We start from the raw sequence: 26,180 nt of genomic DNA, 5'->3' as shown, positions 1-26,180 counted from the left end.
CACCGCTTCGGCACGGAACTCATCCGTGTACTGCTTGCTGTTGCCCATAAACACCTCGGTCATTGCCATGAATTATGGCAACCGGATGTCTACGAAAGGCTGGCCGGTCCATAGGGTTGAAAGAGTTGTTTGACAACGCCACGACATTTGGCTCGTTGATTCAGGTGCCTGCGGGGCAGGTAGCTAAGCTGTCGGCGCTCAAGCGGCTAAGTGAGACGATCAGTCACGACATATTTATGGCGAACGAGCTCGAGCGCCTGCGGCCTTTGGTGAGGCAGGCAGAATTACTGGTGGCGCAGTACGACGCGGTAGTGGCGAACCCGCCGTACATGGGGCGGAAGTATCTCAACCCGCTCCTGAAAAGATTCGCATCTACGCATTACGAGAGCGGCCAAGCTGACCTCTATGCCATGTTCATAGAGCGCACCATTGCCCTCTGCAAGGGAGGTCATCACGTCGCCATGATCTGCATGGATAGCTGGTTGTCCGGTGAAGACTTCCAAGGGACAAGACAGAAATTCGCCGAGCAAGGGACCTTTGTTTCAATGTGCCACCTTGGCCCTCATGCCTTTCCAGAGATCACGGGGGAGGTGGTTCAAGTTGCATCATTCGTCGCGTCCGTTGGTACCACGAGCAGCTATGAATGCACCTTCGTTGATTTAGTCGATGAAAAAAGCTCTGGCGCGAAAGAGCAGAAACTTATGAGTGGCGATGGAAGGTCTATCGTTGCAATCTCGGCTTTCGCTGACGTTCCTCGGGGAGTCTTTACGGCGTATAGAGCAAGCCCCCCCGTCCTCGCTGTGTTTGCAGACTCAGTTCCACTGAAAGAAATCGCGGAGGCTTTTACAGGTCTTCAGACTGGAGATAATCCCCGGTTTATTAGGTACTGGTTCGAGCTGCCGTTTCATTCAATCGCGTTCGGTCACGGAGATCACGACGCAGCCTATACCTCGGGGAAAAGGTGGTTTCCCTATGTGAAGGGAAGTGACTACCGCAAGTGGTATGGAAATCAGTTGTGCGTGGTCGACTGGGAGGATGCCGGCAAAGCGATTCGCAGCCATCCAAGTGCCACCGTTCGTAATGCGGATCACTACTTTAGACCTGGAATTGCCTACAACAATATTGCTAAACGCTTCTCAGCTCGGAGCGTCGATAGCGGATTCATCTTCGACCAAAAGAACTCGATGTTCTTTGCGGATTCTCCGAAAAACTTACCGTTGACCTTGGGCCTTTTGCATTCCGACGCTATAGGTCCGTTTCTACGGATTCTCTCACCCAAAGACTTTGGACCAGGGGCTCTGAAGATTATGCCGGTTCCTAAAGCTCTCTTGCTTAGGCGCGAGGTCGATGATTCAGTCACTCGGCTAGTTAAAAGTCACCGGAAGGATTGGGATTCGTTCGAGGAGTCTTGGGATTTCGAATCCATTCCCATGCTGACGGCCTCCTTCGTGCCCGCGCGCACCCTCGAATCTAGCTACACGGCCTGGATCACCCAGAACCGCGACACTATCGCTGAGATGAAGCGCCTCGAAGAGGAGAACAACCGCCTGTTCATCGAAGCATACGGCTTGCAGGACGAACTAACCCCTGACGTCTCCATCGAGCAGATCACCCTTACGGTGAACCCCGCCTACCGTTACGGCGGCAAGCTCATGGACGAGCAACTGTGGACCCGTTTCCGTGAGAACACTATGCAGGAGCTAGTCTCCTACGCTATCGGCTGCATGATGGGGCGCTACAGCCTGGACGGGCCGGGTCTGATCTACGCCAACAGCGGCAACGTCGGCTTCGACGCCTCGCGCTATACGAAGTTTCCTGCCGACGTCGACGGCATCGTGCCGGTCACTGAAGAGCTGTGGTTCGAGGATGATGCCGCGCTGCGCGTGCGCGAACTTCTGCTCGCCGTATGGGACAAGGACTCGCTGGATCAGAACATGGCTTTCCTGGCGGAGAATCTGGGCCTCAAGGCCAGCGAATCGCCGGAACAGGCGATTCGCCGCTACCTAGCGGACAAGTTCTTCAAGGATCACCTGCAGACCTACAAGAAGCGTCCGATTTACTGGTTGTTCTCCAGCGGTAAGCAGGGGGCGTTTCAGGCGCTGGTCTATCTGCATCGTTACAACGCCGGCACCCTATCGCGTCTGCGCGCCGAATACGTGGTGCCGCTGACCGGCAAGATGCAGACCAAGATCGAAGAGCTGGAGCAGGATGTCGCTGCGTCCAGCTCCACCGCGCAACGCAACAAGCTAACCAAGCAGCTTGAAAAGCTGCGCAAGCAACACCTGGAGCTGCTGGCCTATGACGAGCAGCTGCGCCACTACGCCGACCAGCGCATCACGCTGGATTTGGACGATGGAGTGAAGGTGAATTATGGCAAATTCGGCGACCTGCTGGCCGATGTCAAGGCAGTGACGGGCGGAAAGAGCGATGACGAATGATTGCCGCCGGGCTCACTCCCGTCGTGACGTCCTGGCTCAAGATGGTGCAAGGCGAGGTGATGCATGGACGTGAATGAACGCCGCGTGGTCGAATCGCTGCGCGCTCTGTTTACGACTGAGCGCGTGGTGTTTTGGCACGACACGGATTCACAGTTTGCCATCACGCTCGAATCGCTGGAGCTTGGCAGCGAGATCGCGATCGTGCGGCTGGATCGAACGCCTGTGCTGGCGGTCAAACGGCAACTGGAGCAGCAGCCCGCTTCCCAATTCTTGCTGTACAGCACCTACACGGAGCCCGATCCCGCCGTCGATTGGCTGCTGGATGTACGCCTGCGCGCCAAGTCGTTCCGCGCCGATCTGACCACGCTGCTGATCGACGACCTTGGCCTGACCTCGCTGACGCTGGCGCCGTATATCCGCTCGCGCAGCAAGTTCCTCGGCGCAGAAGCGCGGCGCGGCAAACTCAAGCGCCTGATCGAGTCCGGTGACGGGGAGGTGGAGCTCGACCGCAAGATGATGGCCGTGCTGTTGCGCAGCGACGAGTCCGAGCCGCTATCCATTGCGCATCAGCTGTTGCTGGGGCTTTGGGTAGAGGGTCAGCCCCGTATCGGCGAGCCGGCCAAGCCTTGGACTGATTTGCAGGGCTACGGCCTGGAGCCGGCGTTCTGGACACTGATGCAGCGCACGTTCGGCTATGAAAGTGACGAGCCGACCCTTGCCGATTTGTGGCTGCGTATTCTGGTCACCGACTTCGCCCGCGCTATCAGCGCCGAGGTGCCACAAGCCTTGCGCCATCTGCTGTTGGAGAATCCGCAGCTGGCAAATAACGCGACGATCCTGGCCGCGCGGTGGCGCAGCGATCTGCACAGCCATGCGGCCTACGCGGATCTGTCCGCCGCCGTGGCGCAGATGCTCAAGCTGGGCGAGCTGATTTCCGGCTGGCACGCGGAGGATTTGCTGGAGTGCATGACCTTCGCTGCGGTCGAACGTCAGATCATCTATGACTTGAAGACCAGGGTGATGCAGCTGGGTGGTGCGTCACTGGGCGACGTGCAGGCGGTCACCGCGCGCCGTCGTGATGGTCACTGGAGTAATGCGGTGATCAGCGACGCAAGCGATGAGATCCGCGCCTTGTCTGCTTGCTATGACGCAATCGAGGCAGCAGCCGAGTTCTTAGCTCTGAAGGAGCGTCATGCTGCCGGCTTCAGCTTTGCCGAGGCGGCTACGGCCGTGCAGGCGTATCGGGACGAGTTGTATCGCTTTGACCAGTGGTATCGCTGCTTCCATTTTGCGGCTGACAAAGTCGAGCCGATGGGTTGGGGCGTGCTGCACGAACTACGCGGTGCCATCGAAGATTCCTATTCCGGTTGGTTCATTCCGGTCCTGTCATCGGCCTGGGCTGGCGTGCTGGCTGGCGAACGTGGTTTGTTGGCCGCCTGGCGCGTGCCAGGTACTACGCCGCAGCAGGATTTCTTCGATAACCATGTAGTCGCGGCACTCAGTGCTGGCCCGACCAAGCGCGTTTTCGTGCTGATCTCCGATGCATTCCGCTACGAAGCCGGCGAGGCCCTTGTTCGCGAGATCAACGCCAAGAACCGTTTCACGGCCAAGCTCGATGCAATGCTGAGCGTGCTGCCCAGCTACACGGCGCTCGGCATGGCGGCGTTGCTGCCGCACCAGAGCATCGCCTACAAGGCTGGCGACAGCCTTGATGTGCTGGTCGATGGCCAATCGACCGCGACGCTGGAGAGTCGCAACGCACAGCTGGGCCGCTATGACGGTATCGCGGTGAAGGCGGATGACTTGCTGGGGTTGGGCAAGGCGAAGGGGCGTGAGTTGGTCGGTGAGCACCGGGTGATCTACGTCTACCACGACCTGATCGACATGCTGGGTGACAAGCAAGGCTCCGAGGGCCAGACATTCGACGCTGTGGCCAGGACGCTGAAAGAGCTGAGTGGTGTCATCTCGCACATCATCAACAACCTCAATGGTTCGATGGTGCTGGTGACGGCCGATCACGGATTCCTCTATCAGGAGTCGCCACTGGATGACGCCAGCCGTGCCGCATTGCCGGAGAAGCCTGCCGGCACACTCAAGGCCAAGAAGCGCTATTTGATAGGGCGCGATTTGCCGGTTAGCGATAAGGTCTGGCAGGGCAACACGGCACTGACGGCGGGAACGCTGGGCGGCGAGGGCAGTGTGGACTTCTGGCTGCCCAAGGGTGCCATGCGCTTCCACTTTGCCGGCGGCGCCCGTTTCGTGCATGGTTCGGCGATGCCGCAGGAGGTGATCGTGCCACTCATAACCGTACGCGTGTCCGACTCCCACAAAGCGCGCACCCATCCAGTGGAGATCAGCCTGATGGGCTTCTCCAACAAGGTGGTGACCAATACCCAGCGCTTCGAGTTGATCCAGGCCGAGCCCACTTCCAGCCGTGTGTTGCCGCGGACAGTGCGGATTTCGTTGCGCGATGGTGAGACCCCGGTGAGCGACGAACAGGTATTGACCTTCGACAGCACCTCCAGCGTGCTGGGGGAGCGGGTTAGGTCGATCATCCTGACGATCCGTTCCGGCAATTACGATCGGCAAAGGGACTACTTCCTTGTCGCGCGTGACGCGCAGACCAAGGTCGAGGTTCTGCGTGTTCCCTTGAAGATCGATCTGGCGTTCTCCAATGACTTCTGACTCCTCCGACATGACCCAGCCCACCGCCGCCGAGCCAGTCGCGCCGGATCTCGATCAGCTGCTCAACCGTCACTTCAGCGGGAAGGTGGTGCGCAAGGATCTGACCAAGCTGATCAAAGAAGGTGCGAACGTGCCGGTCTACGTGCTGGAGTACCTGCTCGGCATGTACTGCGCCTCGGATGACGAAGCAACGATTCAGGCGGGTCTGACCACGGTCAAACGTATCCTGGCCGAGAACTATGTGCGGCCAGACGAGGCGGAGAAGGTCAAATCGAAGATCCGCGAAAGCGGCACTTACAAGGTCATCGACAAGCTGACCGTCAAGCTCAACGAGAAGCGCGACCAGTACGAGGCGTTGATGTCCAATCTTGGCGTGAAGAATGCCGAGATCTCTGATGCCTTCGTGCGTCAGTACGAGAAGCTGTTGGCTGGCGGCATCTGGTGCATCGTGACGCTGCGCTACGTCTACGAGGAAGGCCAAAAGAGCTCGCCCTTCATCGTCGAGGATCTGAAGCCGATCCAGATGCCCAACATGGACATGCAGGCCTTGTTCGAAGGGCGCCGTGTGTTCACCGATGAGCAGTGGATCGACGTGCTGTTGCGCTCCACCGGCATGGAACCCACTGTCTTCGAGAAGCGCGCGAAGTGGCACCTGCTGGCGCGCATGATTCCGCTGGTTGAGAACAACTACAACTATTGCGAGTTGGGGCCGCGCAACACCGGCAAGAGCCACATCTACAAGGAAATTAGCCCCAACAGCATTCTGGTGTCTGGTGGGCAGACCACCGTGGCGAATCTGTTTTACAACATGAGTGCGCGCAAGGTGGGCTTGGTTGGCCTGTGGGACGTGGTCGCCTTCGACGAAGTGGCCGGTATCACTTTCAAGGATCACGACGGTGTCCAGATCATGAAGGACTACATGGCCTCCGGATCCTTCAGCCGGGGCCGCGAATCCATCAACGCTAATGCCTCAATGGTGTTCATTGGCAACATCAACCAGAGCGTCGAATCACTGGTGAAGACCTCACACCTGCTGGCACCGTTTCCAGAAGTCATGATCGACTCAGCGTTCTTTGACCGCTTCCATGCCTATGTACCAGGCTGGGAGATCCCGAAAATGCGTCCGGAGTTCTTCACCAACCAGTTCGGGTTGATCGTGGACTACCTGGCTGAGTATCTGCGCGAGATGCGCAAGTACAGCTTCTCGGATGCTATCGACAAGCACTTCAAGCTTGGCAACAACCTTAACCAGAGAGACGTTTTCGCGGTGCGCCGCACGACCTCAGGGCTGCTGAAGCTGTTGTGCCCGCACGGCGAGTACGACAAGGGGCAGGTGCGGCAATGCCTTGAGTATGCCTTGGAGACGCGTCGTCGGGTCAAGGAACAGCTCAAGAAGATCGGCGGCATGGAGTTCTACGATGTCCACTTCTCCTACATCGACCTCGAGAGTAGTGACGAGCGCTTCATCAACGTGCCGGAGCAGGGCGGTGGTGGGCTGATCCCCGAAGGCCGGATGGCCCCCGGTACGCTTTACACCATCGCGATGGGCCCAGGCAGCATGCCGGGCGTCTACCGCCTGGAGATCCAGACCATGGCAGGCAACGGCAAGCTCACTACCTCAGGCTCCGGTTCTCGCGAGTCTGTGCGCATCGCCTTTGACTACTTCAAAGCTAACGCTAGCCGGGTCAGCGCCGGAATCAAAACTTCCGTTCAGGACTTTCACCTCCACCTCGTTGAACTCCAACATAGTGGCAGCCCTGAGACACTCACTCTGTCCAGTTTCGTCGCATTGTGCTCAGCCGCGCTAGGTCGGCCGATGCAAAGCCAGATGGTTGTGATGGGGGACATGTCTCTCGGCGGGACCACCACCCCAGCCCGCAACCTCGCCGAATCCCTACAAGTTGCCTTCGACGCCGGCGCCAAACGCATCCTACTGCCTATGTGCAGCGTCACCGACATTCCTACTGTCCCTGGCGAACTTTTCGCGAAGTTCCAGACGAGCTTCTACTCGGATCCAGCGGATGCAGTGTTCAAGGCACTAGGGGTAGATTGAATAGCCGCTATGTAGAGTTTCAGCCCAGTCTGGTGTAGGTCTGCCAATACGACAGCTCCCAACTGGACTTGCGACCGTGATGTGCTGAGCCTGACATCTGCAACGTGGAGATGGACGGGTCAGGCGGCGGCATGCATGGTCAGGGCAGCTGTGCAATTACTGTTGCCTGCCAACTGCAGGATACGGCGCGCTCATCGTTGGTGTGGACGGCGCGTACGTTTCCATAAAGGGTGGGCTCACGCTCGAGAACCAGCACAGAAAGGACACGCCTTTTCAGCAGGTGTGCCGGGACAGCACGCGTGGGTCCGACACCGACGAGCGCCAAATCGAAATCGTGGGTGAGGAAATTGAGTTTGTGGGGGGGGTAAAGGTCAATACTTGAGCACTCCGCCTCCGTGACTAAATGGCCGGCTCAGTTTCTGCTAACGTGGGACAGGGGACGCTACCGTCTCAAGTCGTGAGAATCAGGGATGCTACAACTTGTACTGCATGAGATCGACGGTGACAGAGCGATCTCTGGATTGTGCGCGGGCTATGAAGGGAAGCGATGGCGGCATTCGGTGCTTGCAGATTTTCTGATGGAGTCGTTGCCGGATTTCTGCCTCACTTACAGTGAGTACAATGAGATCGGGCACGAATCTGCGGTCAGAATGATCAGAAAGGCAGCGAAGGCCGTTTACAACACAGACAAGTTTATGAGCAGGGGCGAGTTTGGCGAGCTTCTCCTCCATGTCATATTGAAGATGACGATGGGGACACTGCCAGCAGTATCGAAGATTTATTACAAGGACTCAGTCAACGACACAGTGAAAGGATTTGACGCTGTGCACGTGGTTCCATCTGAGACAGGGTTTGAGCTTTGGCTGGGTGAGGTCAAGTTCTATGGAGACATCGGGGCTGCCATCCGCGATGTGGCTGCAGAGCTGGATCAGCATCTCAAAGCTGACTATCTGAGGAGCGAGTTTGTCGCTATTCTCAACAAGGTTGATGAGCACTGGCCCCATGCCCAGCAGCTGATGGCGCTTCTCGACGAGCGGACCTCTTTGGATCAAGTATTTGAGGCATGCTGCATTCCAGTTTTGCTGACATACGACGGCGATGCGACCGCGCAGCACGATGTGTTCACTGATGAATACAAAGCTGCTCTGATTGAAGAGATGCGCGATATCAAGGAGCGCTTCGATGACCGTGTGAGTACGGTGCCTCATCGAATTCATCTTTTCTTGGTTCCGCTGAATACGAAGAAAGTTCTAGTGGAAGCTCTCCATCAAAAACTTGAGGTGTTGAAGGCCCTATGAGCGTCGATTCCCCTGTTGAGTTGTCAGATCCTCGGTCAATTGAGGCTGATCCATTTCGGGCCACTCAGCTCTTGGCGTCAATGGTCAGTCGCGCTGCGATTGGTGAGTTCGATGACATGAAGGCTCAAGAGGCGGTTCTCTATGCGCTTGAGAACAAGGCTAGCTTTGGTGAGTGCGGCGTCATCGTCGAAGGTTTGGCTCGTGCCAGGGGACTTTATCCATACATCGTTAATGACGACCTAAGCGTACGTGAGGTGTTGGCGCTTGAGGCCCATCGTCCTGAGGGAATGGATGATGTGGTACTGCATAGAAAGCAAGCGGAGGTGTATCAGAGGCTGCTGGACGGGGAGAGTGTTGTCCTTAGTGCTCCTACCAGCTTCGGGAAAAGCCTTCTGATCGACGCGCTGATCGCCTCGGGACGGTACAGCCATGTTGCTGTGGTTGTGCCCACAATCGCATTGATTGACGAAACAAGGCGGCGGTTGGCGGAGCGCTTTGGTCGCGACTTCAAGCTGGTGACGCATCCCACTCAGCAGCTTGCTGAAAAGAACATCTTCGTGATGACACAAGAGCGTGTCCTGGACGTTGAGCGTCTGCCAAAGATTGACTTGTTCGTGATCGATGAGTTTTACAAGCTCGATCCGCGCCAGGATGTCGACCGCGCACTACTTCTCAATCACGCACTTCATCGTTTGCTAAAGACCGGCGCTCAGTTCTATCTGCTGGGGCCAAGCATCAAGCAGATACCAAGTGGGCTTTCAGATATCACCGGATCCGCATTCGTCGACACTGATTACGCGACTGTGGTCACCGAGCAGATGCACGTGAACACAGATGGCGGCGACGGCATCGGTGCTCTGGTCTCTCTCTGTCGGGAGTTGAATGATTCCACGCTTATTTATTGCGCTTCTCCGGCGAGTGCGCGCCGAGTCGCAACGGCGTTAGCGGCCGCTGGGTTGGGATCTGACGACGGAAAACTGAGGGGGGCATATGACTGGCTAGCCGCGAACTACCATCCAGACTGGGCGGTCGCACGTGGGTTTCTGACGGGTGTCGGTGTGCATCACGGTAAGGTGCCGCGCGCGGTAGCGCAGTATGCCGTCCGCCAGTTCAACAAGGGGCGTCTTCCCTTCTTGGTCTGCACTTCCACTTTGATCGAGGGCGTTAACACAAAGGCCAAGAACGTCATCGTGTATGACAATCGGGTAGCGCAGAAGAAGTTCGACTTCTTCACATTCAACAATATTCGTGGACGCTCTGGGCGTATGCTTCAGCATTTCGTGGGTCGCGTGTATCTCTTCAATGCGCCCCCGCAGGAAGACCTTCCGTTCGTTGATATTCCTTTGGTCAATCAGGATGATTCGACACCTGATTCGCTTCTGATCCAGTTGGACGATGACTTTCTCACGCCACTATCCAAGGCGCGTATCAGTGTGATCGAAGAAGGTTCGTTTCTATCGTTGGATGTGTTGCGTGGCAATTCGGGCATTGATCCCACCGCCCAGAACGAATTGGCCAAGCATCTGCGCAGCGTCGGCGGGGACGGCTACAAGAAGCTGCGATGGACCGGGTTCCCCGACTACGATCAGTTGAAATACGCTTGTGAGTTGATCTGGCGCTTCTTCGTCGGAAAGAAGCGTGTAGGCGGTGGGGTGGTCTCTGGAAGCCAGCTCGCCTTGAAATTGAGTCGGTTGGCGAAAGCCAAGAGTGTCAAGGCGTTGATTGTTCGAGAGTTGGCTGACCAGGATTCACCTGATGCGGATCGCGCCGTGGAGGACGTACTGGATTTCGTCAGGACGTGGGCGGGCTTTCATTTCCCGCGCTACCTGATGGCATTGGACCGGATCCAAAGGGCCGTATATATGGATTGGATGGGATCCGCCGGCGATTACTCTGCCTATGCGGCATCGGTAGAGAACATGTTCACCACCAGTGGTCTCGTCGCCCTGGATGAGTATGGGGTTCCACTTCAGATCGCCGAGAAGATGCGCCCACACTTCGGTATACATGAGACCGTGGACCAGGCGCTGCAGCAGCTGCGGCAAATTGATGTGCGGCGTGTGCACAAGCTTACGGACTTTGAGCGTGAGTTGGTTCGCGACGCTCAGGCGGGGCTCGGTGCCGAGTCATCCGTTTACGGCTAAAGCCGCTGATGAATGATTCACCCCGATTGCCACGGCCGAGAGCTGCAGGTGGCCACGACGTTGTTCGACACCATTGAACAGGCGCAGGACAAGGACGCGCGCTGGCTATGGACTTACAACCACGAGCGCCCCAATATGGCGCTCGGTGGTATCACGCCGGCAATTACACTAGCGACGGTCGCATAGTTTCACTTTTGGCAGCCGCTAACCGCGGGGGGGGATTGCCGGACTATTTATCCTCGACGAAACGACTAGCCTTGTACGAGCGTGTGCAGGTTTCCGTGTAGAAGGTGATTTGAATAGTCTTAGCTTTTGTGCGTGGCCGGCATCTGGGATACATGTCCGCTCTTGGCCGAGGTTGTGTGAAGAAGCATCCAGCGATGCTTAGCCTCATCGGCACGCGCGGTTCGGTCGTGTTTGATGACGCAACGTAGCTCGGAGCTCAGGCCACGATCGCCTTCAACATGCCAGGTATGCCGATGATATTGATCATCCGCTTCATGTTGTAGGCCAGCACCGCCAAGCTGATCTCTGCTCTGACCTTAGGCAACGTCTTGGTCAGTAGTGGTGTGGTGCCCGGCCACGCCTTGAGGGTGCCGAACACGTGCTCCACCGTCTGCCTTCGCGCAACGGCGACCTGAGGCCTTGCGTCGAGCCGCACCTGCATCGCCTCGAGCACGTGTTCGTGCTCCCAGCGGGTGATTCGCCGGTAGCGTGCCTTAGTGCACTGGTCGCGCATCGCGCAGTCTGGGCACTCGGACGACCAATACTTGTGCATCGTCAGGCCCTTCTCTTCGGTGCTGAAGCGATGCGTGGCGTGCTCGCCGGCAGGGCAACGGTAGGCATCGAGCGCTGGTCCATAGATGAAGTCCCGCTTGTCGAAGCGTCCCTCAGCTTTGCTGTTCGACGTCAGCGGCTTGAGTACCAGTGGAATGATGCCGTTCTGTTCGCAAGCCAGGATCTGTTGAGCGTTGTAGTAGCCGCGATCGGCCAGCGCGGTCAGGTGGTCAGTGCCAAGCGCGGCTTTGGCCTTAAGCGCCATGGGCGCAAGCTGCGTCCGGTCGTGGCCGACGTTGGTGACTTCGTGGGCCACAATCAAGTGATTCTCGGCATCGACCGCGGCCTGCAAGTTGTAACCCACCGTTCCCGTGGCACGACCTGTCGATGTCATCGAACGCGCATCCGGGTCGGTCAGCGAGATCTGGCTGTCGGGGGCTTCCTGCAACTCCCGTTCGATGCGATCCAGCGCCGCCATCTGCTCTCGCACCTTGGCCAGCTTGTGCCGCAACTGTGGGATACGTGCCTCGGGCAGCAACGCCGGGTCGCGATCGGCACGATCCAGCTCGGCCAGATAACGGGCCACGCTCTCGTCTAGTTGGTCGCGCCGAGCCTTGATCTTGCCGACGGTGAAATTGCGATCGCGGCTGTTGACCGCCTTGAACTTGCTTCCGTCGATGGCGACCACAGCATGCGAGAATACTTTCATCCTGCAGCACAGCGTGGTGAAGCGGCTGCACACCGCCACGATGGCGGCACCGTTGTCCTTTCGGAAGTCAGCAATCGTCTTGAAGTCGGGCGCCAGCCTGCCGGTCAGCCAGATTACTTCCAGGTTGCGCTGCGCCTCGCGCTCCAGTCGGCGGCTGGACTGAACCCGGTTGAGGTAACCATAGATGTAGATCTTGAGCAGCGCGGCCGGGTGATACGCGGGTCGGCCACCGGCCACACGGCTGGCCGCATTAAAGCCCAGTGACGCAAGATCCAGCGCATCCACAAAGGCGTCGACTAGGCGAACCGGATTGTCCTGATGGACGTAATCCTCGAGCCGGTCAGGTAGCAGGAGCGCCTGGGTCCGATCCACGCCATCGACGAATCGCTTCATGATCAGAACCAATCGAGGAGTGCATTGATCTTGCCAGCGATGTTGGAGTTTTCACACAGCCTCGGCCGGTAGCCGCCGGTCGGCATGTGTCCGGCTTGGCTGATGGGCTGTATCGTGTGCATTCGTTGATTAGAAATAATTTCAGACCCTTAGTACCAAGTTGAGGCGGGATCCTCCTGCTTTGCGTGTGCGCCGCGCATCGGCATATCGCTTCGAGTACTAGGCATGAAAGATAAATCCGAGTTCCTCTACTGCGTCTTCATTGTGGCTGCGGCCATCTTGTCGGCGGTAGCACGTTGTTCGTTCACCCGCCCCGACCAGTTCGGTCGCGATTCCTACGACTAAACCCCCAATCCAGATAGACCCACAAGGCCCGGCATTGTCCGGGCCTTGTGCGTTATGCCGTCCATGAAAGGAGATCGAAATGCATTACGTTGAAACCATGGCCTACGCAGGCCGAGTCCCATGGCACGGCATCGGAAGCCAGCTGGCTCCAGGGCAGTCCATTGAAGTCTGGCGCGAGCGCGCCGGCATGAACTGGTCTTTGGAGGAGGCCGAGGTTCGATTTGCTGCCGAGGCCGAAGATCAGTATCCCGTTAGGGCGTTCCCCGGGCAGAAGGTGCTTTATCGCTCTGACACCAAGCGACCGTTGGCCGTGGTGTCCAAGCGCTATCAAGTAGTCCAGCCGCGGGAAATCCTTGAGTTCTACCGCGACCTGACGCGTTACAGCGGCTTCGAGCTGGAAACTGCTGGCGTCTTGCGTGGTGGGCGGAAGTTCTGGGCATTGGCCCGTACTGGACAGGGTGTAGCCCTAAAGGGGCAGGACCAGGTCAATGGGTACCTTCTTCTGGCTACGGCCTGTGACGGAACGCTGGCTACCACCGCCCAGTTCACCTCAGTTCGCGTGGTATGTAACAACACCCTGCAGATCGCTGTTGGGGATCGAACCGGAGCCATCAAGGTCCCGCATCGCAGTGCCTTCGATGCTGACAGGGTCAAAAGCCAGTTAGGTATTGCTGTTGAGGGATGGCACGGCTTCGTGGAGCGGATGCGGATCCTCTGCGAGACACCTGTGAACCCTGATTCGGTTGATGGGGTGCTGCGGAACTTGCTCACGTATCCGGCTGTTCAGAATGGGAAGACGGTCGTGAATGAGCAGGCTGTAGCCAAGGTGCGGGCGCTGTATGACGGGCAGGGTAGGGGGGCTAGCTTGAAGACCAGCAAGGGCACGGCCTTTGGCTTGCTCAACAGCATTACCGAGTTCGTGGACCATCATCGGCGGGCGCAGAGTACGGAGAACCGCTTGGATGCAGCCTGGTTCGGTCAGGGGGCATTGCTAAAGCAAAAAACTTGGAGGGAACTGTTAGGGGAAGCCGCATGAACGTCTCGCTGCAGAAGCAACGCCTAGCAGAGCCACCTTGCGGTTTGAACGAACGTGACAGCTCCGTCCTCTCCCAAGCACTGGAAATCCTAGAGAGCAGAGCAATGGTCAGTGGCCTTCTATTGGGAGATCCGGATGTGGCTGGAAGGTTCTTCCGCCTGCGTCTAGGGAATGAGATCCGCGAGCACTTCGAGGTGGCATTCCTCGATGCCCGCAACCGCCTGATCGCCGTAGAAAGGCTGTTCTCAGGTTCAATAGATGGAGCTGAGATCCATCCGCGGATTGTCATCCAGCGTGCCTTGGCACTGAATGCGGCGGCGGTCCTACTGGCTCACAACCACCCTAGCGGACATTGCGAGCCGTCAGCAGCGGATCGAGCCATCACCAAGCGGTTGAAGGAAATATTGGCGATGGTGGAGGTGAGGGTCGTCGACCACCTTGTGGTGTCGGCAGGCCAAGGGACCTCGATGGCTCAGCTCGGGCAGATCTAAGGCCCGGATACCTAGGAGAGCAGCATGAAGGAAACGGAGACGTCCTGGTCATCGACCAGGGCGGCAATGGCTCGCGCCAAAGCAGCTGATTTAGACCGGCAGGCCCGGGAGGTAGAGCGCTCAGCTACCGACGGAAACTGGCGCATGAAGGCGCGGGCTAGAGAGGCCGCCACCCGGCTTAGATTGCGAGCTGGAGCGTATCTAGTCGAAGCGCTCCGATGGGAGCAATGGGACTAGTAACTCGCGCTTACGGCTTAGTGACCAAACCGGGTGCAAGCGCGTGCAGTTTTTCGATCAAGTCGGGATGCTGCTGTAGCAGTTGCAAAAGCTGAACAGCAGAGGCTTGTTTCTCCGGAGCAATGTTGGAGAACAACAAGATCGTTTGCGCCATTTCCTGGTTGTCGGCCAGCAGATATGCAGGTGGAACCTCAAGCACCTGGGCCAAGGTATCCAGGCTTTCGAAGCCAACAGCCGTGACTTGGTGTTCGTAGCGATTGATCCGGGAAGAACCCTTTTCCTTTCCTAGTCCCATGCGATCTCCCAAGGCGCGCTGGCTCAGCCCGCGCATTTGGCGGGCCTGCACAAGGCGTGCGGCAAATAGAGAGCGGAGGACCTCGGACACGCTGAAATCAATGCGATCGGATGGGCACCCATCATGACGAAGCCTCTATCAGTGTGGCAGACTCTATTTCACAGATAGAGGTCTAAATAGTCAAGCGGTAGGCGGCTGCTAAAGCCAATGGCATGCAGTCACTTATGGAGAAACGGATGTCCGGAGAAAACCACTACGAAGTCCTCGGGGTACGCCCCGAGGCACCACTCTGGGAAATAGAACTGGCTTATAAGGGCCGGCGGAGTCAGTACCACCCTGATCGCTACGCAGCAGGAGACGAGGCTGCCGTGGCATGGGCGACGGCCAAGATGCAGGCCATCAACAAGGCCTATGCCGTCCTCAAAGACCCGGCCCAACGGGAGCGATTTGACAGCTCCCGAGCCACAGCCGGACCCAGCTCCGAGCCAGAGGCTCCACAAACCAATGCTCCAGAGCCTCCTCCTCTCCGCTCGCTTCGGCAGGCCCTGGAGGGACTCGAGTTCAGCAATGAGCCCTTTGAACGCGTGTTCGTGGCTCCGGACATTCCAAAGAAGAAGCTCCAGGGAGCCCTGGACAGTTACGGGGAGAGGCTACGGGCCCAAGACATTGTCGTGCTCATCGACGACACAGTCTTCGGTGGGGCCAGAGAGGGAGTACTGATCACCGAAACCCAGATCCGAGGCAAAGCCAAGTTCGAGCGGGCAGAGATCCGGTTACTGGGCTGCTTAACAGAGATCACCGCTCACGGTGCGCACATCCGGATCCATGGCGAGCCCTTCATCACGTTGAGTGTTCCCAATGCCGATGACCTGCGACGGCTGTTCAGAACCGTCAGCCACTACTTGCAAGAAACCAACTGATCTCAACCAACAGGGGAATGACATGAGGTACCCGATAGGCCTGTACGACGTGCCCGTTCACCGCGGCCATCTGTTTCGATATGTGGGGCCGCTATGCGTACAGGGGCCTCTTCTACAACTTAGGACAGGGCCTGACCTGGCCGGTAGAGGTCTTCCCTTTCCTCGGAAAGCTGATCGGCGCTTTGGTTTGAATCTTGGTGGCTTTCGCCTTCCTCGTGCAGGTGAAGAGCCGATAGGCATGAGCCTTCGGAAACCAGTACTTCTCCCAATGCTGATGGTAGTCCTGGCACTCAGTGCGTGCAGTAGCGAGTTCGACAAATTGCGCGACAAATTCGTCGATAACTGCGTAGCCGGCGGAGCGCCGAAGTCCAGCTGTAAATGTACCTTTGACAAGCTACAGGAACATTACGGGGAACAGGGGCTGCTGGCTATCGAGAAGCAGAGTATCCCGCCGCCCGATCTTTCCGACCGGCTCTTTGCAGCAGCGGGCCAGTGCAGAAGCCGCTGAGGGATTCTGGCGCCATGTTCAAGAAACAGCGTTCCGACCAGGTCGCTGGATAACCCACTGCGGCTGAGCGTCGGACACCCGCTCATACATACAAGGAATTGCATGAAAAGTATCAACTACGTTGCAGCCATGCTGGCTGCACTTCTTCTTGGCGGATGCAGCAAACCAGTCCTGGACTGGCGTAACGCAGAACTGAGTAACGGGAAGATCTACGAATCCGGTTCCAATGAACCCTTCGACGGACGGGTGACCGGTGTACCGCACAAGCAGCTCGAACCGCTCCTAGGCTCTCTGAGAACCATCCTCCAGAACCTGAACACCAATCAGACCACCAGCATGACGGCGCTGCTGGGCAACTTGGACTATGTCTGCGATGTGGAGGTGGAAGAAGGATTGGTAGGTGGCCAGTACACCTGCCGCTATCCGCAGTCACAGGTCGTCGCCTACAAAGGCAAGCGGACCGACGGTGGTCTGGATGGAGAGACAGTGTTCCATACGAAGACGGGCAGTCCTGGCGTCATCCTGACGATGCAGAACGGGCGCGTGGAAGGGCCGATCAAGATCTACTTCGCCGAAAAGCCCCGACAGCTCTCCTACCAGGCGACGGCTGTGAACAATGGTCTGGAAGGAGAGGCGGTCAGCTACTACCCCAACGGCCAGGTTAAGGTAAAGGCCAACTTCAAAGGTAGCGTGCCTGTAGGGCTGTGGGAGGCGTACTGGGAAGAGAACGGAGCAATCTCAGAGCGAGGCCTGTACGAGGGCGGAAAGCTAGTCTCACAGATCCACTATCTGCAAGACGGCACGGAATACCTGACGGAGCCAGAAATGTGGGCGCTCCACCGTTCGATTTCGGGAAGTGATGATTTCACTCTGACACCCAAACAGGACGTTCTGCTTACAGAGGCGGAGAAGCGATACAAGGCAATCCGACCGCAGACAGCGGCCCAGCGAGAAGCAGCTGTCAGAGCTCGAGAGATTGCACGCAGTCTCGATCCGGATTGCATTGTTTGCGACGGATCAGGGAAGTGACCTGACGCGGTAGTGAGAGCAGATAGCGGGCGTGTTGATGCACGCCCGCTTCATGCGCGTGGTTAGTTTTTTCCAAAACGACTCCAGGAGAGGGTATGAAGAAGGTAGGTATGTTGGTGGCAGCCATCTGCGCCGTACTGGCACTTGGTGGTTGCAAGAAGGAAGCGGCTCTCACCCAGGCCGGTGACATCAACCTGGCCGGATGCGAAGTGCCGGCAGGTTTGACGGCTGCACAGGCGGAGGCAATCAGCTGCGCACCCGTGCTGGCAGAGTCTCAGATCGCAGCAGAGCCATCTGCAGCTGCGTCGGACGAGAGCGTCATCAATGGAGCACTGGCTCGGCAGGCTTTCATCTTCGATCAGGCGGACGAGAACGTAGAAGCGAGGAAGTTCGCTGAAGATGATCTCAATGACGACGGTGTCAGCGATAGGGCCGTGTTGTTTGTACTGGAGGCGACCAATGGCGGTAACGCTTACGCCACGCACCTGGCTGTCTTTGTAAGAAAAGGCGGTGCATTGGCATATGCCGACTCATTGCCGGTGTCTGGGTACGGTGAGGGCGTTCAGGGTTTCACGATCCAAGAAGGAACGGTTGCGATCAAGACCCTGGTACAGGGACCTGACGATGCCACCTGCTGTCCATCGGTGGAGAAGAATGTCAGCTACGTTCTTCATAACGGGAAGTTGACTGAAGCTAAGCCTGTCAGTGCAGCCTATTGATTCAACTGATGCTCGGAGCGTGATGAGTAGTTTCTTACTCTTATGTGCATAAGGTATGAGAGAGGCCGGCTACCAGTACCTACACAACCCCTAACCAACAAAGTGCACTAGATGCAATAGAAGGGAGGGGGGAATGAGTAAGCGCATATAACGTTTCTCGGTGGTAGGTGATGATTCGCCACCAAGGGAGACCAACTCGGGGTCGAGGACATATGTCTTCGGCCCTTTCTTTTTGCCAACAATAGGAGGAGAGATGGCGACCTACTTTGCAAAGTTCAGCACTGGAAAGAAAGGAACAGCTACGGAGCATTCGCGGTACGATGCGCGACAAGGAAAGTGGCAGAGCCGGAACGATCTGGTATCTGTGGATTACGACAACATGCCAGATTGGGCCGAGAACGAACCTATCCGACTGTGGAAGGCGGCGGACAGTTACGAGCGCGAGAACGGCGCCGCGTACATCGAGGCGATCATTGCACTGCCCCAGGAGCTAACCAACGAGCAAAACAGACGGTTGGCAAGAGAGTTGGCGGAGATCATTGCGCCAGGGCTACCTCGACAACTTGCGATCCATGACCCGCTGTCAACCTTGGCAGGGGAGCGAAATCCCCACATGCACCTGATGTTCTCGGCTCGAAAGCCTGATGGTGTTCCGCGTCCACCGGAGCAGTTCTTCCGTCGATACAACGGTAAGAACCCGGAACGGGGAGGGTGTCGTAAGGAGCGCGGCGGTCGAACACCACAGGAAATGGGGGATGATCTTCGTTTACTAAGAGGACGGATCGCAGACGCCCAGAATCAGGCGCTGGCGGCGGCCGGGCAGGCTGCACGAGTTGATCATCGGAGCAACTACGACAGGGGCGTCGATAAGCCACCAGAGCGTCATTTGGGACCGGCCGCCATCCGTCGAATGACGGATGGTCAGAAGGGGAGGTACATCGGACAGCGAGCAGGGATGCGCCCTGTCGCTGGCCGAGTGCCACTTCTTGATGGTGGGGGCGATAAAAGCTGCTAATCCTGCTAAAGGTTTAGCAGGATTAGCGGGTTGTGGGAGGAATGCCCCTAACTAGGGGCGATGGCACGTGTGGTCGGTGGTCAGGAACTCGATGGTTGCCGCCGCGCCGGCGCGGCCGTGCATTCCGTGATGGATGGTCAGATAGCCTTTCGCTTCGAGGGCCCCGAGAAGCTCATGCAGATGCTTCCCTCGGAACTTAAGCGGGCAATAGTTCATGAGGTTGCTGATCACCTTCAAGTCCACGTAGCGTTTGATCCTTTGGCGTCGGGGGCTACGCACGTTACTGTTCAGCCAGTCATACAACTTCAGAGCATCCAGTTCCTTCTGGTCCTTCGGAACAACGTGCTCCAGGTAGTCCTTGGACGCTTCGTGGCAAATTGCGATCGCACTCAGCGTTGCAGCCATCCCGATTTCGCCCTGGTAACCCTCGAAGGCATGCAGAACCCCCGCGACGCGGGCAACGTTATCTGCAAGTTTCGAGGCGTGATCACCTGCATTCTCGTAGCGTCCGCCAGCTTTAATGTTCGTCTCCACTTCATTGAAGTACAGGGTCCATGCCTGAGCAGCTTCTTTTGAGAACTTCAACGTACTGCGCTTGAAGCGGTCGTCCAGAGCTGCAGCCTCAACCTGAGTAAGCAGTTCCGCGGCCCGCGCGTTGAATGCATCAATAGAAATTGTGCTGGCTTCGGTGATGTCAATGATGCGATCACCTTGGGTGCTCTTATCGTGACTGAAGATGAAGCGCGCGAAAAGACCTGATTCGATCGCCTCTGTTCCCTTGCCGCGCATGATTCGGTCAAGAACTTCGATCTGGATCATCAACGAAGCACTCAGACGTGCATCGTCGATGGTGTAGCTCGGCCCTTGTACACGATCTACTGGGACGTCCTCACAGCTCCAGAACTTGTTGAAATCCGCATCGTTGGCGATCAGAAGGTTGTTGAGCAGCTTCTTGCTGTCGCTGCTCAGGATGATGGCGCTACGGAACTGATTCAGGCCGTTCTTTAGTGCTTGCATGCTGGTATCGTCAAAGATCAGCTTGATCTTGGGCGGATTCACCGGTTTGGACAGGCTGTGGTTGATCAGCCGTTCCTCGACCGCGGTCGTGTCTTCGTCGAGTTCCTCTGCCTTCTCCAACAGCTTCAGAAGCGCGCGATTCTTCGCCTTCCAAACGCCCAACTTGGCTGAGTAAAGTGCATTGGAAGCATCATGTTCGCTCTTTTTCGACTTTTCAAAAGAGCGAATGGAACGGGTGAAACAGTTGTCCACAGTCGTCTTGCGCTCACCGGACTTGCCTTCCTGAAGTACGTAAAGATTCGTTCCGACTACGCCTCCAGCGGGCTTTTCGATATCAATCAACATTTGAACTGCACCAGCGCACACTGCTAGCGCACTGTAGATGGCCATCTTGGGCGGAGTCATGAGAAGGCGCGTGACTTCCTCCGTTGCCTGCTGAAAGATGGGTAGCGGCAGTTCGCGAAGATTCGGCAACTTGTGGAACGGGAAATCGATCATGGTGCTCATTTTCTATTGATCCAGAAGGTGGCGCCCGGCTCTAAGCCGGGGCCGAGGAGGTTGAGTAGACGTAGTTAGCTGTTGGTGACAGAAGGGGCAGCGTCTGCGGTGGTAGCTTCTTCCTTGATCCACCGAGGCGATGCCCCGCACAGCGAGCATGCGATCACTTCGCCGTTCTCATTGCGCCGTGCGCGCTCCGCTTCCAGCATCTTGCGGAACTGAGGGGCATGCACCTTATGTCCGTACGCCGCGTTGAACTTCTCCAGCATCAGCTTCTGGGGGATGCTGGCGATAAGGTGCTGCTCGATCACCGGGTAGGCCTCAGCGAAGTCGATGACCTTCTGGTTCTTGCTGTTCTTGATCTCCTCCTCGAGGAAGAGCTTCAGCTTTTCCAGAGAGGACTTGTTGCCCAACAGCGCATTGTTGATAGATGTGCTCACGCGCGAACCTCATTCGCAGCGTTACGAGTGATGGAAGCACGCATGGAAAGGTAGGCCTGGATCTCCGAGTGCCACCAGACGGACGGCGAACGGACGCTGGTGCCCAGCTTGAAGGGCTTCGGAGCGGTCGGGTCGTAGCTTGGGGAACTGCTATTCAGGCGCTCGTACCAAGTGCTCTTGCCAATGCCCAGCAAGTGCAGGACCTCGGGCAATCGAATAGCACGATTGTTCTCACACAAACCAAGCGGCGAAGTGTTCAGGAACGCCTTGAGGCGCTCGAGGAGTTCCTGGGTGTTCTCATCGGGCGACGGTGCGGCCAGGCAGCGCGCTTTACGGAAAGTCGTGGCCGAGGCTTTGGACGGAGAAGTAGAGTTGGGCTGCATTTCAGAATTTCCTCTGTGTTGATCCGGGAAACAATGTGCATCCCGGTATGAGAGAGTCTGATGCGGGCCGAGTTGAAAACTTCCTGGGTCAACCCTTGACGGGGTTGACATTTTCGCTAGGGCGTGAGTGGTTCGCCCCTTGAGTGTCATGAGAGATAAGGCGCCGTGTGCTGGGACGAGCTCGTTACAAGGTGGGTACGTCAATCTGGACGCGAGGTTCTCAGCTGAGGTACCGGCGACGGCCCCTGCCAGTGACGGCGGGGGCGTCGCTGCTCTGTTCATGACGGGGCCGCGATGCCCATTGGGCTGAGGTGGCCCTGATCACTTACCGATATCGTGAGAGAAGTGGAGTACGCGGTCAAACTCGGTCGATCCAGTGAGCACGATTCTTGTATGGAACTCTTTGGCGGAGATCTCGATGTTTTCTTGAGTACTTCGTGGAGCTGAGGGCGGAGATGACGCTGTCTTGGAGCTTTTACGTCGGAAGGCAGCGAAGGCTTCTGCCATCTGTGGATAGGGGCCATTCGGGCGAGCCCAGTCGTCGAGCGTATTCCTCAGCCGGTCCATTGCATTATTATCTTTGTTGTGTTTGGTGCCCTCAGGGACATACTGATCAAGTTTTTCAAATGCAGCTAGGAGTGCGAGTTTTCCGTCTTTGTTCTTGTGGTTGTATATGAAGTCGATCACTGCATCCTTGGCTTTTTCAATGCTGGTGACTTTCGGGTTTCCCTGCAGTCTTTTAAGGATCTCGAGTACATAGACCCGGCGGTCCTCCGAGTCTTCGGCTTTGTCCTTCATAGAGTAATAGGCAAAGGTCTTCTTTGCGCTCAGGCGCGAATTCAGGCCGAGGTTGTAGTAGGCCATTGAGATGATGTGCCACAGTCGGTCACTGGGATCTTCTTCTTCACAAAGCCGCCGTGCTTCTTGGATGTAGATGGCCGCGATAAGCATTCCCTTATAAGGGTACGGGTCCAAGCTATTCCAAGATTCTGGAGACAACGCTCCAATCACGACTTGGAAGCGCAACCATTCGAGCTTGGAGCCCATCCTAGGAGGTTCATCCTGTGCCAACAGCAAGGCGGCAAACTCCCAAAGTTCGCTGGTATCATCCAGTGGATTTGCAAGCATCTGCTCGTGCCATAGAAGAATGGCATCAGATACCATCCTTCCTGGTAGAACTTCCCGCTCGCCATCGTACTCGTAAAAGAAGTGGGTGCTCGGAAAGTCTGGGTCGTAAACACTACCTAGGTCTTCCGCAGATAGTTTTTTCTCCGGTTTTTTCGTCTTTGTTCCGTTCATTCTTTTCCAAGCGCGGGTTGTTAAAGAAGTTGATGAGGAGGCAGTCCATGATCGGTGGAGTTCCCAGAATTTAGGGGACACCTTGCCGAGGGCGGCGATGCGCTGCCTCGAACTCGTCCGGATTCACGCCGCCGAGGTAGCTGTGCCGGCGTGTTGGATTGTAGAACCCGTCGATGTAGTCGGATAGTCATGCAATGCCCGCATTCCGTTCTCACGCATCAAGCGAGAAACCGATGTTTACTGCCCGTCTCCCGGGTTCTACCCCGCTAACACGGACACTTCAAAGAATCTCATCACGGGGTAGTAGGACGCCATTCGACCTAAAACGAACGTCTCCACGTCTATCGGCGCCAGTTTGGAGCGACGGAAAGGCGTGCCGCTAGTTCGCGTCATGCACTGGCTTGTTGGCTGAACTCGCCGGCCCTAAGATCAAGCACCGAGGGAAGCGCGCGTCATGTGGTGCTTCTCGGATAATAGTGTACCCCTCCCTATGAGTTCGTCTATTAGGCAGTTAGGCTTGCCTGGAGAGATCATGAACCACTCGAGCATGAAGCACCTCATCGATCGCTACTTGGCTTCCTACAACGCGTTCGACGTTGACGGAATGCTGTCGTTTCTTTCCAATGATGTTCGCTTCGAGAACTACGTGGGCGGCCAACTCACGGCGGCAACAACCGGCACCGCTGAGTTCAGACAAATTGCGGAGCAGTCTAAGTTGTTGTTCTCTGAGCGCGAGCAACGCATAACGGGCTTGGAGTTCGGCCACGACTCTGCCATTGCAACCATTGCATACCGTGGAACGCTAGCTGCAGACATTCCTAACGGCCCGCTCGCCGGTACTGTTCTTGAGCTTCAAGGAGAATCGGAGTTCTCATTCGGCAACGGAAAAATAACGAAAATTGTTGACCGCAGTTGAGTGCACGTCTAGGAGACCTGTAATGCCCCGGCGCTTTCCGCTCAGGCCATGCGGTTAATGTAGCGGCATAAGCTGCGTCTGGGATCATCATCTTCAGCGCTTGGTGTGGGCGCGGTTGGTTGTAGAAGGCGATCCAGTCAGCAATCAACCGCAGGGCGTGGGCTTGGTTCTCAAAGCGATGTCGATGCACGCACTGCTCCTTCAGGGTCCGTATCACGCGTTCGACCATCCCGTTCTGCTGTGGGCAGCGTGGGGTCATGAACTCCTGCTTCAACCCGTAGCTGCGCACCAGTCAGCCGGATGTTGAGCTGGCGTTCGAGAGCTTAGCGAACTATCCCCAAAAGATTGAGCTTCTGAGTGTCCGCCATGAAGGCAATCAGAAATTTGCCAATGTCTTCGTCCCTGATGGAGGTCTGGTGCACTTCGAGAAATATATCTCGGAGTATTTGGAAGAGACAAAAGATAGCATTGGTCGAGCGCGTGACCATCGGAAACTACTGGATGCCATCGAATCCATCCGGGCGGCAGAGATCCGTGCCTTGTGGACTGATGCCCCCGAGCTGCTGCCCGCTGACCATACTGCTGTCTTCTGGTGGGAAGTATGGCTTCCAGTTCGCGGTGAGGGGAAACTGCAAGCCATTGTGGAGGACTTCAAGAAACTCGCCCGGCTGGCCGAATGTGTCGTTAGCGACAAGCAAGTCAATTTTCCCGACCGCACGGTGCTGCTGATGTACGGCTCTCAGCAACAGCTTTCGCGATCGGTGATGACGCTGAATTGTGTTGCCGAGCTTCGCTATGCCAAGGAGACCGCCGAGCTTTTCGATGGCATGGACGTGGTTGAGCAACAGCAATGGGCAGTCGATTTGCTGCAGCGTGCAGAGTTGGAGCCCTCAGACGATGCCCCCCGTGTGTGCCTGCTGGATTCCGGCGTCACGCGCGCGCATCCGCTGCTGGAGCCCTTGATGGATGGGAGGGACTTGCTTACGGTGGAACCGGCATGGGGCGTTGATGACGAGGCAAATCACGGTACGGGCCTGGCCGGCCTGGCTGCTTATGGCGATCTCGCGGATGCCTTGTCATCTGGTGATTCGATTAGCATTCCGCATCGATTGGAGTCGGTCAAGCTGGTGCCCGCGGAAGGTGCCAATGAGGGCGATGCACGCCATCACGCCTACCTTTTCACTGAGGGCGTCGCGCGACCTGAAATCTCCGCTCCACATAGGACCCGCGTGTTTACATCGGCCGTGACGGCTTCGGACTATCGGGATCGAGGTCGTCCTTCTTCATGGTCTGCTGCCGTCGATGGTCTTGCGGCTGACACGGATGGAGCGGGGGAGACTCCGCGTTTGTTCGTACTGTGCGCTGGTCGACGGGCGTCCAGTTCCCGTATCCTATCGCCACCGAGCGCTCGCCGACCGTTCCCAGCGTCCATTGCACCTTGTCGGCGCCGTACCATCCAAGGTACTCCCAGGTCCCGGGAAACACCAACGCGTTGTTGCCGGTGCCCATCGCCACCGCACGGTGGTTTCCCGCGAAGTTGGTGACCCCCAGCGCGGTGGCGCGATCGCCAACGGCAACAGAACCCACGCCGAAGGCTGCGAAACTGTAGCCGTTGGTGGTGACCAGCGAGCCATAGGCCGCGCTGTAGGAGCCGCAGTTGTACACGGCATCCCCATGCGACGTCGAGCCGCCTCCGTCGGCGATCTCGACCCAGTTACCATACTTGTCGAAGCAAGTGGCGGCCTGTGCGGAACCGGCCGCGAGCGCGGCGAGAATTCCAATCATCAGAAGCGCCGGGCGCGGGGAAACAATAGGGTGGGCGTTGGTTCGGTTCACTTGGATGTTCTCCCGGAAGGAATCGATCCGCCGCAGAATGCGGCGTCATCGGGTAGATCGGAAAAACGGCGGGAATCACGACACGTCCGGGAACTAGGGTTTGTCATCGATCAGATCCCCTGTTCTGACATGGAGAACCGCCATCAAGCCAGTCACATAACGGCAGCGGCGAGATGGACTGCGCCGAGGAAGTTACACGCCGTCTTGTCATAGCGGGTGGCAATGGCCAGGTATTGCTTGTGGCGCGCGAAGAAGTTCTCGACCAAGTGATGCGCTTTTTACAGATAATGGTCATGTTCGCGGGACGGCTTGTTTGTCACCCGAGAACGGATGACACTGCCTTGCCCTTAAGCAACAACGGCCCGCTCGCCGGTACTGTTCTTGAGCTTCAAGGAGGGTCGGACTTCTCACTCGGAAACGGAAAAAGCACAATAATCGTTGGCCGTAGTTGAGTGCACGCCTAGGAGGGCCGCCGACGCCGCCAGGCGAAAGCCAAAGTGCTGTGAGTGACCGTCTTTGGCTTTTGGACCCTTATGCGAAGCATTGCGGATGTCCGTGACGAGCAGGTACCTCCTGAGCAGCTGCCCCGAAGCTTTCGTTTAACGGTCGGTCGCGTTGCGCCGTTCCCGATACCACGCTCCGAACTGTCCGTTGTGCATGAATCGACGCAACTCGAATTGTCCCGACTCGTGAATGACG

21 protein-coding genes and 1 pseudogene are annotated in these 26,180 nt (G+C 57.2%); 14 read left to right on the top strand and 8 right to left on the bottom strand.

Translation table 11 applies throughout. The features are described 5' to 3' along the window. Positions 1 to 116: 116 nt before the first annotated feature. From pglX to ACVOLL_RS18860, 6 genes and pseudogenes are all read left to right on the top strand, one after another. Positions 117 to 2,438: a BREX-1 system adenine-specific DNA-methyltransferase PglX gene (gene pglX / locus ACVOLL_RS18885; RefSeq protein ID WP_481514292.1), complete on the top strand. Its 2,322-nt coding sequence runs from the start codon at positions 117 to 119 to the stop codon at positions 2,436 to 2,438. Positions 2,439 to 2,501: 63 nt separating this feature from the next. Then, positions 2,502 to 5,123, top strand: a complete 2,622-nt coding sequence (pglZ, locus tag ACVOLL_RS18880; RefSeq protein WP_481514291.1) for a BREX-1 system phosphatase PglZ type A — start codon at positions 2,502 to 2,504, stop codon at positions 5,121 to 5,123. Continuing rightward, positions 5,113 to 7,176 (top strand): protease Lon-related BREX system protein BrxL, encoded by a 2,064-nt coding sequence (gene brxL / locus ACVOLL_RS18875; protein ID WP_481514290.1) that lies wholly within the window; start codon positions 5,113 to 5,115, stop codon positions 7,174 to 7,176. Before pglZ ends, brxL begins: the two co-directional genes overlap by 11 nt. A gap of 470 nt (positions 7,177 to 7,646) precedes the next feature. Beyond that, positions 7,647 to 8,474: a HamA C-terminal domain-containing protein gene (locus tag ACVOLL_RS18870; RefSeq protein WP_481514289.1), complete on the top strand. Its 828-nt coding sequence runs from the start codon at positions 7,647 to 7,649 to the stop codon at positions 8,472 to 8,474. Next, positions 8,471 to 10,618 (top strand): DEAD/DEAH box helicase, encoded by a 2,148-nt coding sequence (locus ACVOLL_RS18865; RefSeq protein ID WP_481514288.1) that lies wholly within the window; start codon positions 8,471 to 8,473, stop codon positions 10,616 to 10,618. Before ACVOLL_RS18870 ends, ACVOLL_RS18865 begins: the two co-directional genes overlap by 4 nt. Before the next feature lie 48 nt (positions 10,619 to 10,666). Beyond that, positions 10,667 to 10,804, top strand: a pseudogene (locus ACVOLL_RS18860) (integrase core domain-containing protein); the annotation flags it as partial. Positions 10,805 to 11,060: 256 nt separating this feature from the next. Here the strand turns inward: ACVOLL_RS18860 and ACVOLL_RS18855 are convergent. Beyond that, complete coding sequence (locus ACVOLL_RS18855) at positions 11,061 to 12,497, bottom strand: IS1182 family transposase (protein WP_481514287.1); 1,437 nt, start codon at positions 12,495 to 12,497, stop codon at positions 11,061 to 11,063. 424 nt (positions 12,498 to 12,921) lie between these two features. On the opposite strand from ACVOLL_RS18855, the gene ACVOLL_RS18850 reads away from it, so the two are divergent. Both ACVOLL_RS18850 and ACVOLL_RS18845 read left to right on the top strand, forming a co-directional pair. After that, positions 12,922 to 13,878: a DUF932 domain-containing protein gene (locus ACVOLL_RS18850; protein WP_481514286.1), complete on the top strand. Its 957-nt coding sequence runs from the start codon at positions 12,922 to 12,924 to the stop codon at positions 13,876 to 13,878. Beyond that, positions 13,875 to 14,369 (top strand): JAB domain-containing protein, encoded by a 495-nt coding sequence (locus ACVOLL_RS18845; RefSeq protein WP_481514285.1) that lies wholly within the window; start codon positions 13,875 to 13,877, stop codon positions 14,367 to 14,369. Before ACVOLL_RS18850 ends, ACVOLL_RS18845 begins: the two co-directional genes overlap by 4 nt. A gap of 247 nt (positions 14,370 to 14,616) precedes the next feature. On the opposite strand, the gene ACVOLL_RS18840 is transcribed toward ACVOLL_RS18845, so the two are convergent. Then, a complete protein-coding gene (locus ACVOLL_RS18840; protein WP_481514284.1) occupies positions 14,617 to 14,991 on the bottom strand; it encodes a helix-turn-helix domain-containing protein in 375 nt (124 codons plus the stop codon). Between the two features lie 146 nt (positions 14,992 to 15,137). Here ACVOLL_RS18840 and ACVOLL_RS18835 point away from each other — a divergent pair, with 146 nt between their 5' ends. The 4 genes from ACVOLL_RS18835 to ACVOLL_RS18820 all read left to right on the top strand — a co-directional run bounded on the left by ACVOLL_RS18835 (position 15,138) and on the right by ACVOLL_RS18820 (position 19,092). Further along, positions 15,138 to 15,821 (top strand): J domain-containing protein, encoded by a 684-nt coding sequence (locus tag ACVOLL_RS18835; protein ID WP_481514283.1) that lies wholly within the window; start codon positions 15,138 to 15,140, stop codon positions 15,819 to 15,821. 610 nt (positions 15,822 to 16,431) lie between these two features. Continuing rightward, entirely contained in the window at positions 16,432 to 17,358 is a 927-nt protein-coding gene (locus ACVOLL_RS18830) for a toxin-antitoxin system YwqK family antitoxin (protein WP_481514282.1), read from the top strand. A 95-nt stretch (positions 17,359 to 17,453) separates the two neighbouring features. Next, entirely contained in the window at positions 17,454 to 18,077 is a 624-nt protein-coding gene (locus ACVOLL_RS18825; protein WP_481514281.1) for a hypothetical protein, read from the top strand. Between the two features lie 253 nt (positions 18,078 to 18,330). Continuing rightward, positions 18,331 to 19,092 (top strand): MobA/MobL family protein, encoded by a 762-nt coding sequence (locus ACVOLL_RS18820; RefSeq protein WP_481514280.1) that lies wholly within the window; start codon positions 18,331 to 18,333, stop codon positions 19,090 to 19,092. A 51-nt stretch (positions 19,093 to 19,143) separates the two neighbouring features. On the opposite strand, the gene ACVOLL_RS18815 is transcribed toward ACVOLL_RS18820, so the two are convergent. From ACVOLL_RS18815 to ACVOLL_RS18800, 4 genes are all read right to left on the bottom strand, one after another. Beyond that, complete coding sequence (locus ACVOLL_RS18815) at positions 19,144 to 20,616, bottom strand: YfjI family protein (protein WP_481514279.1); 1,473 nt, start codon at positions 20,614 to 20,616, stop codon at positions 19,144 to 19,146. Between the two features lie 65 nt (positions 20,617 to 20,681). Further along, on the bottom strand, positions 20,682 to 21,020 hold the full coding sequence (locus ACVOLL_RS18810; protein WP_481514278.1) for a hypothetical protein: 339 nt from the start codon (positions 21,018 to 21,020) through the stop codon (positions 20,682 to 20,684). A 23-nt stretch (positions 21,021 to 21,043) separates the two neighbouring features. Further along, the gene (locus ACVOLL_RS18805; protein WP_481514277.1) at positions 21,044 to 21,430 is read right to left on the bottom strand and encodes a helix-turn-helix transcriptional regulator; all 387 of its coding nucleotides are present in this window, start codon (positions 21,428 to 21,430) and stop codon (positions 21,044 to 21,046) included. A gap of 321 nt (positions 21,431 to 21,751) precedes the next feature. Next, positions 21,752 to 22,729: a hypothetical protein gene (locus tag ACVOLL_RS18800; protein WP_481514276.1), complete on the bottom strand. Its 978-nt coding sequence runs from the start codon at positions 22,727 to 22,729 to the stop codon at positions 21,752 to 21,754. Positions 22,730 to 23,276: 547 nt separating this feature from the next. On the opposite strand from ACVOLL_RS18800, the gene ACVOLL_RS18795 reads away from it, so the two are divergent. Beyond that, positions 23,277 to 23,645: a nuclear transport factor 2 family protein gene (locus ACVOLL_RS18795; RefSeq protein WP_481514275.1), complete on the top strand. Its 369-nt coding sequence runs from the start codon at positions 23,277 to 23,279 to the stop codon at positions 23,643 to 23,645. Here the strand turns inward: ACVOLL_RS18795 and ACVOLL_RS18790 are convergent. Then, positions 23,548 to 23,934 carry an integrase core domain-containing protein gene (locus tag ACVOLL_RS18790; RefSeq protein WP_481514274.1) on the bottom strand — a complete coding sequence of 129 codons (387 nt, stop codon included), beginning with the start codon at positions 23,932 to 23,934 and terminating at the stop codon, positions 23,548 to 23,550. The genes ACVOLL_RS18795 and ACVOLL_RS18790 overlap by 98 nt on opposite strands. Positions 23,935 to 24,139: 205 nt before the next feature. Next, on the bottom strand, positions 24,140 to 24,496 hold the full coding sequence (locus ACVOLL_RS18785; RefSeq protein WP_481514294.1) for a hypothetical protein: 357 nt from the start codon (positions 24,494 to 24,496) through the stop codon (positions 24,140 to 24,142). Here ACVOLL_RS18785 and ACVOLL_RS18780 point away from each other — a divergent pair. Beyond that, positions 24,410 to 25,189, top strand: coding sequence for a S8 family serine peptidase (locus tag ACVOLL_RS18780; RefSeq protein ID WP_481514293.1), 780 nt, complete (start codon positions 24,410 to 24,412; stop codon positions 25,187 to 25,189). The two genes, ACVOLL_RS18785 and ACVOLL_RS18780, sit on opposite strands and share 87 nt — an antisense overlap. The last annotated feature ends 991 nt before the right edge of the window (positions 25,190 to 26,180 follow it).

The sequence above is a fragment of the Stenotrophomonas sp. STEN035 genome (genome assembly GCF_056759935.1).
This window is presented reverse-complemented; position numbering and strand designations above follow the sequence as displayed.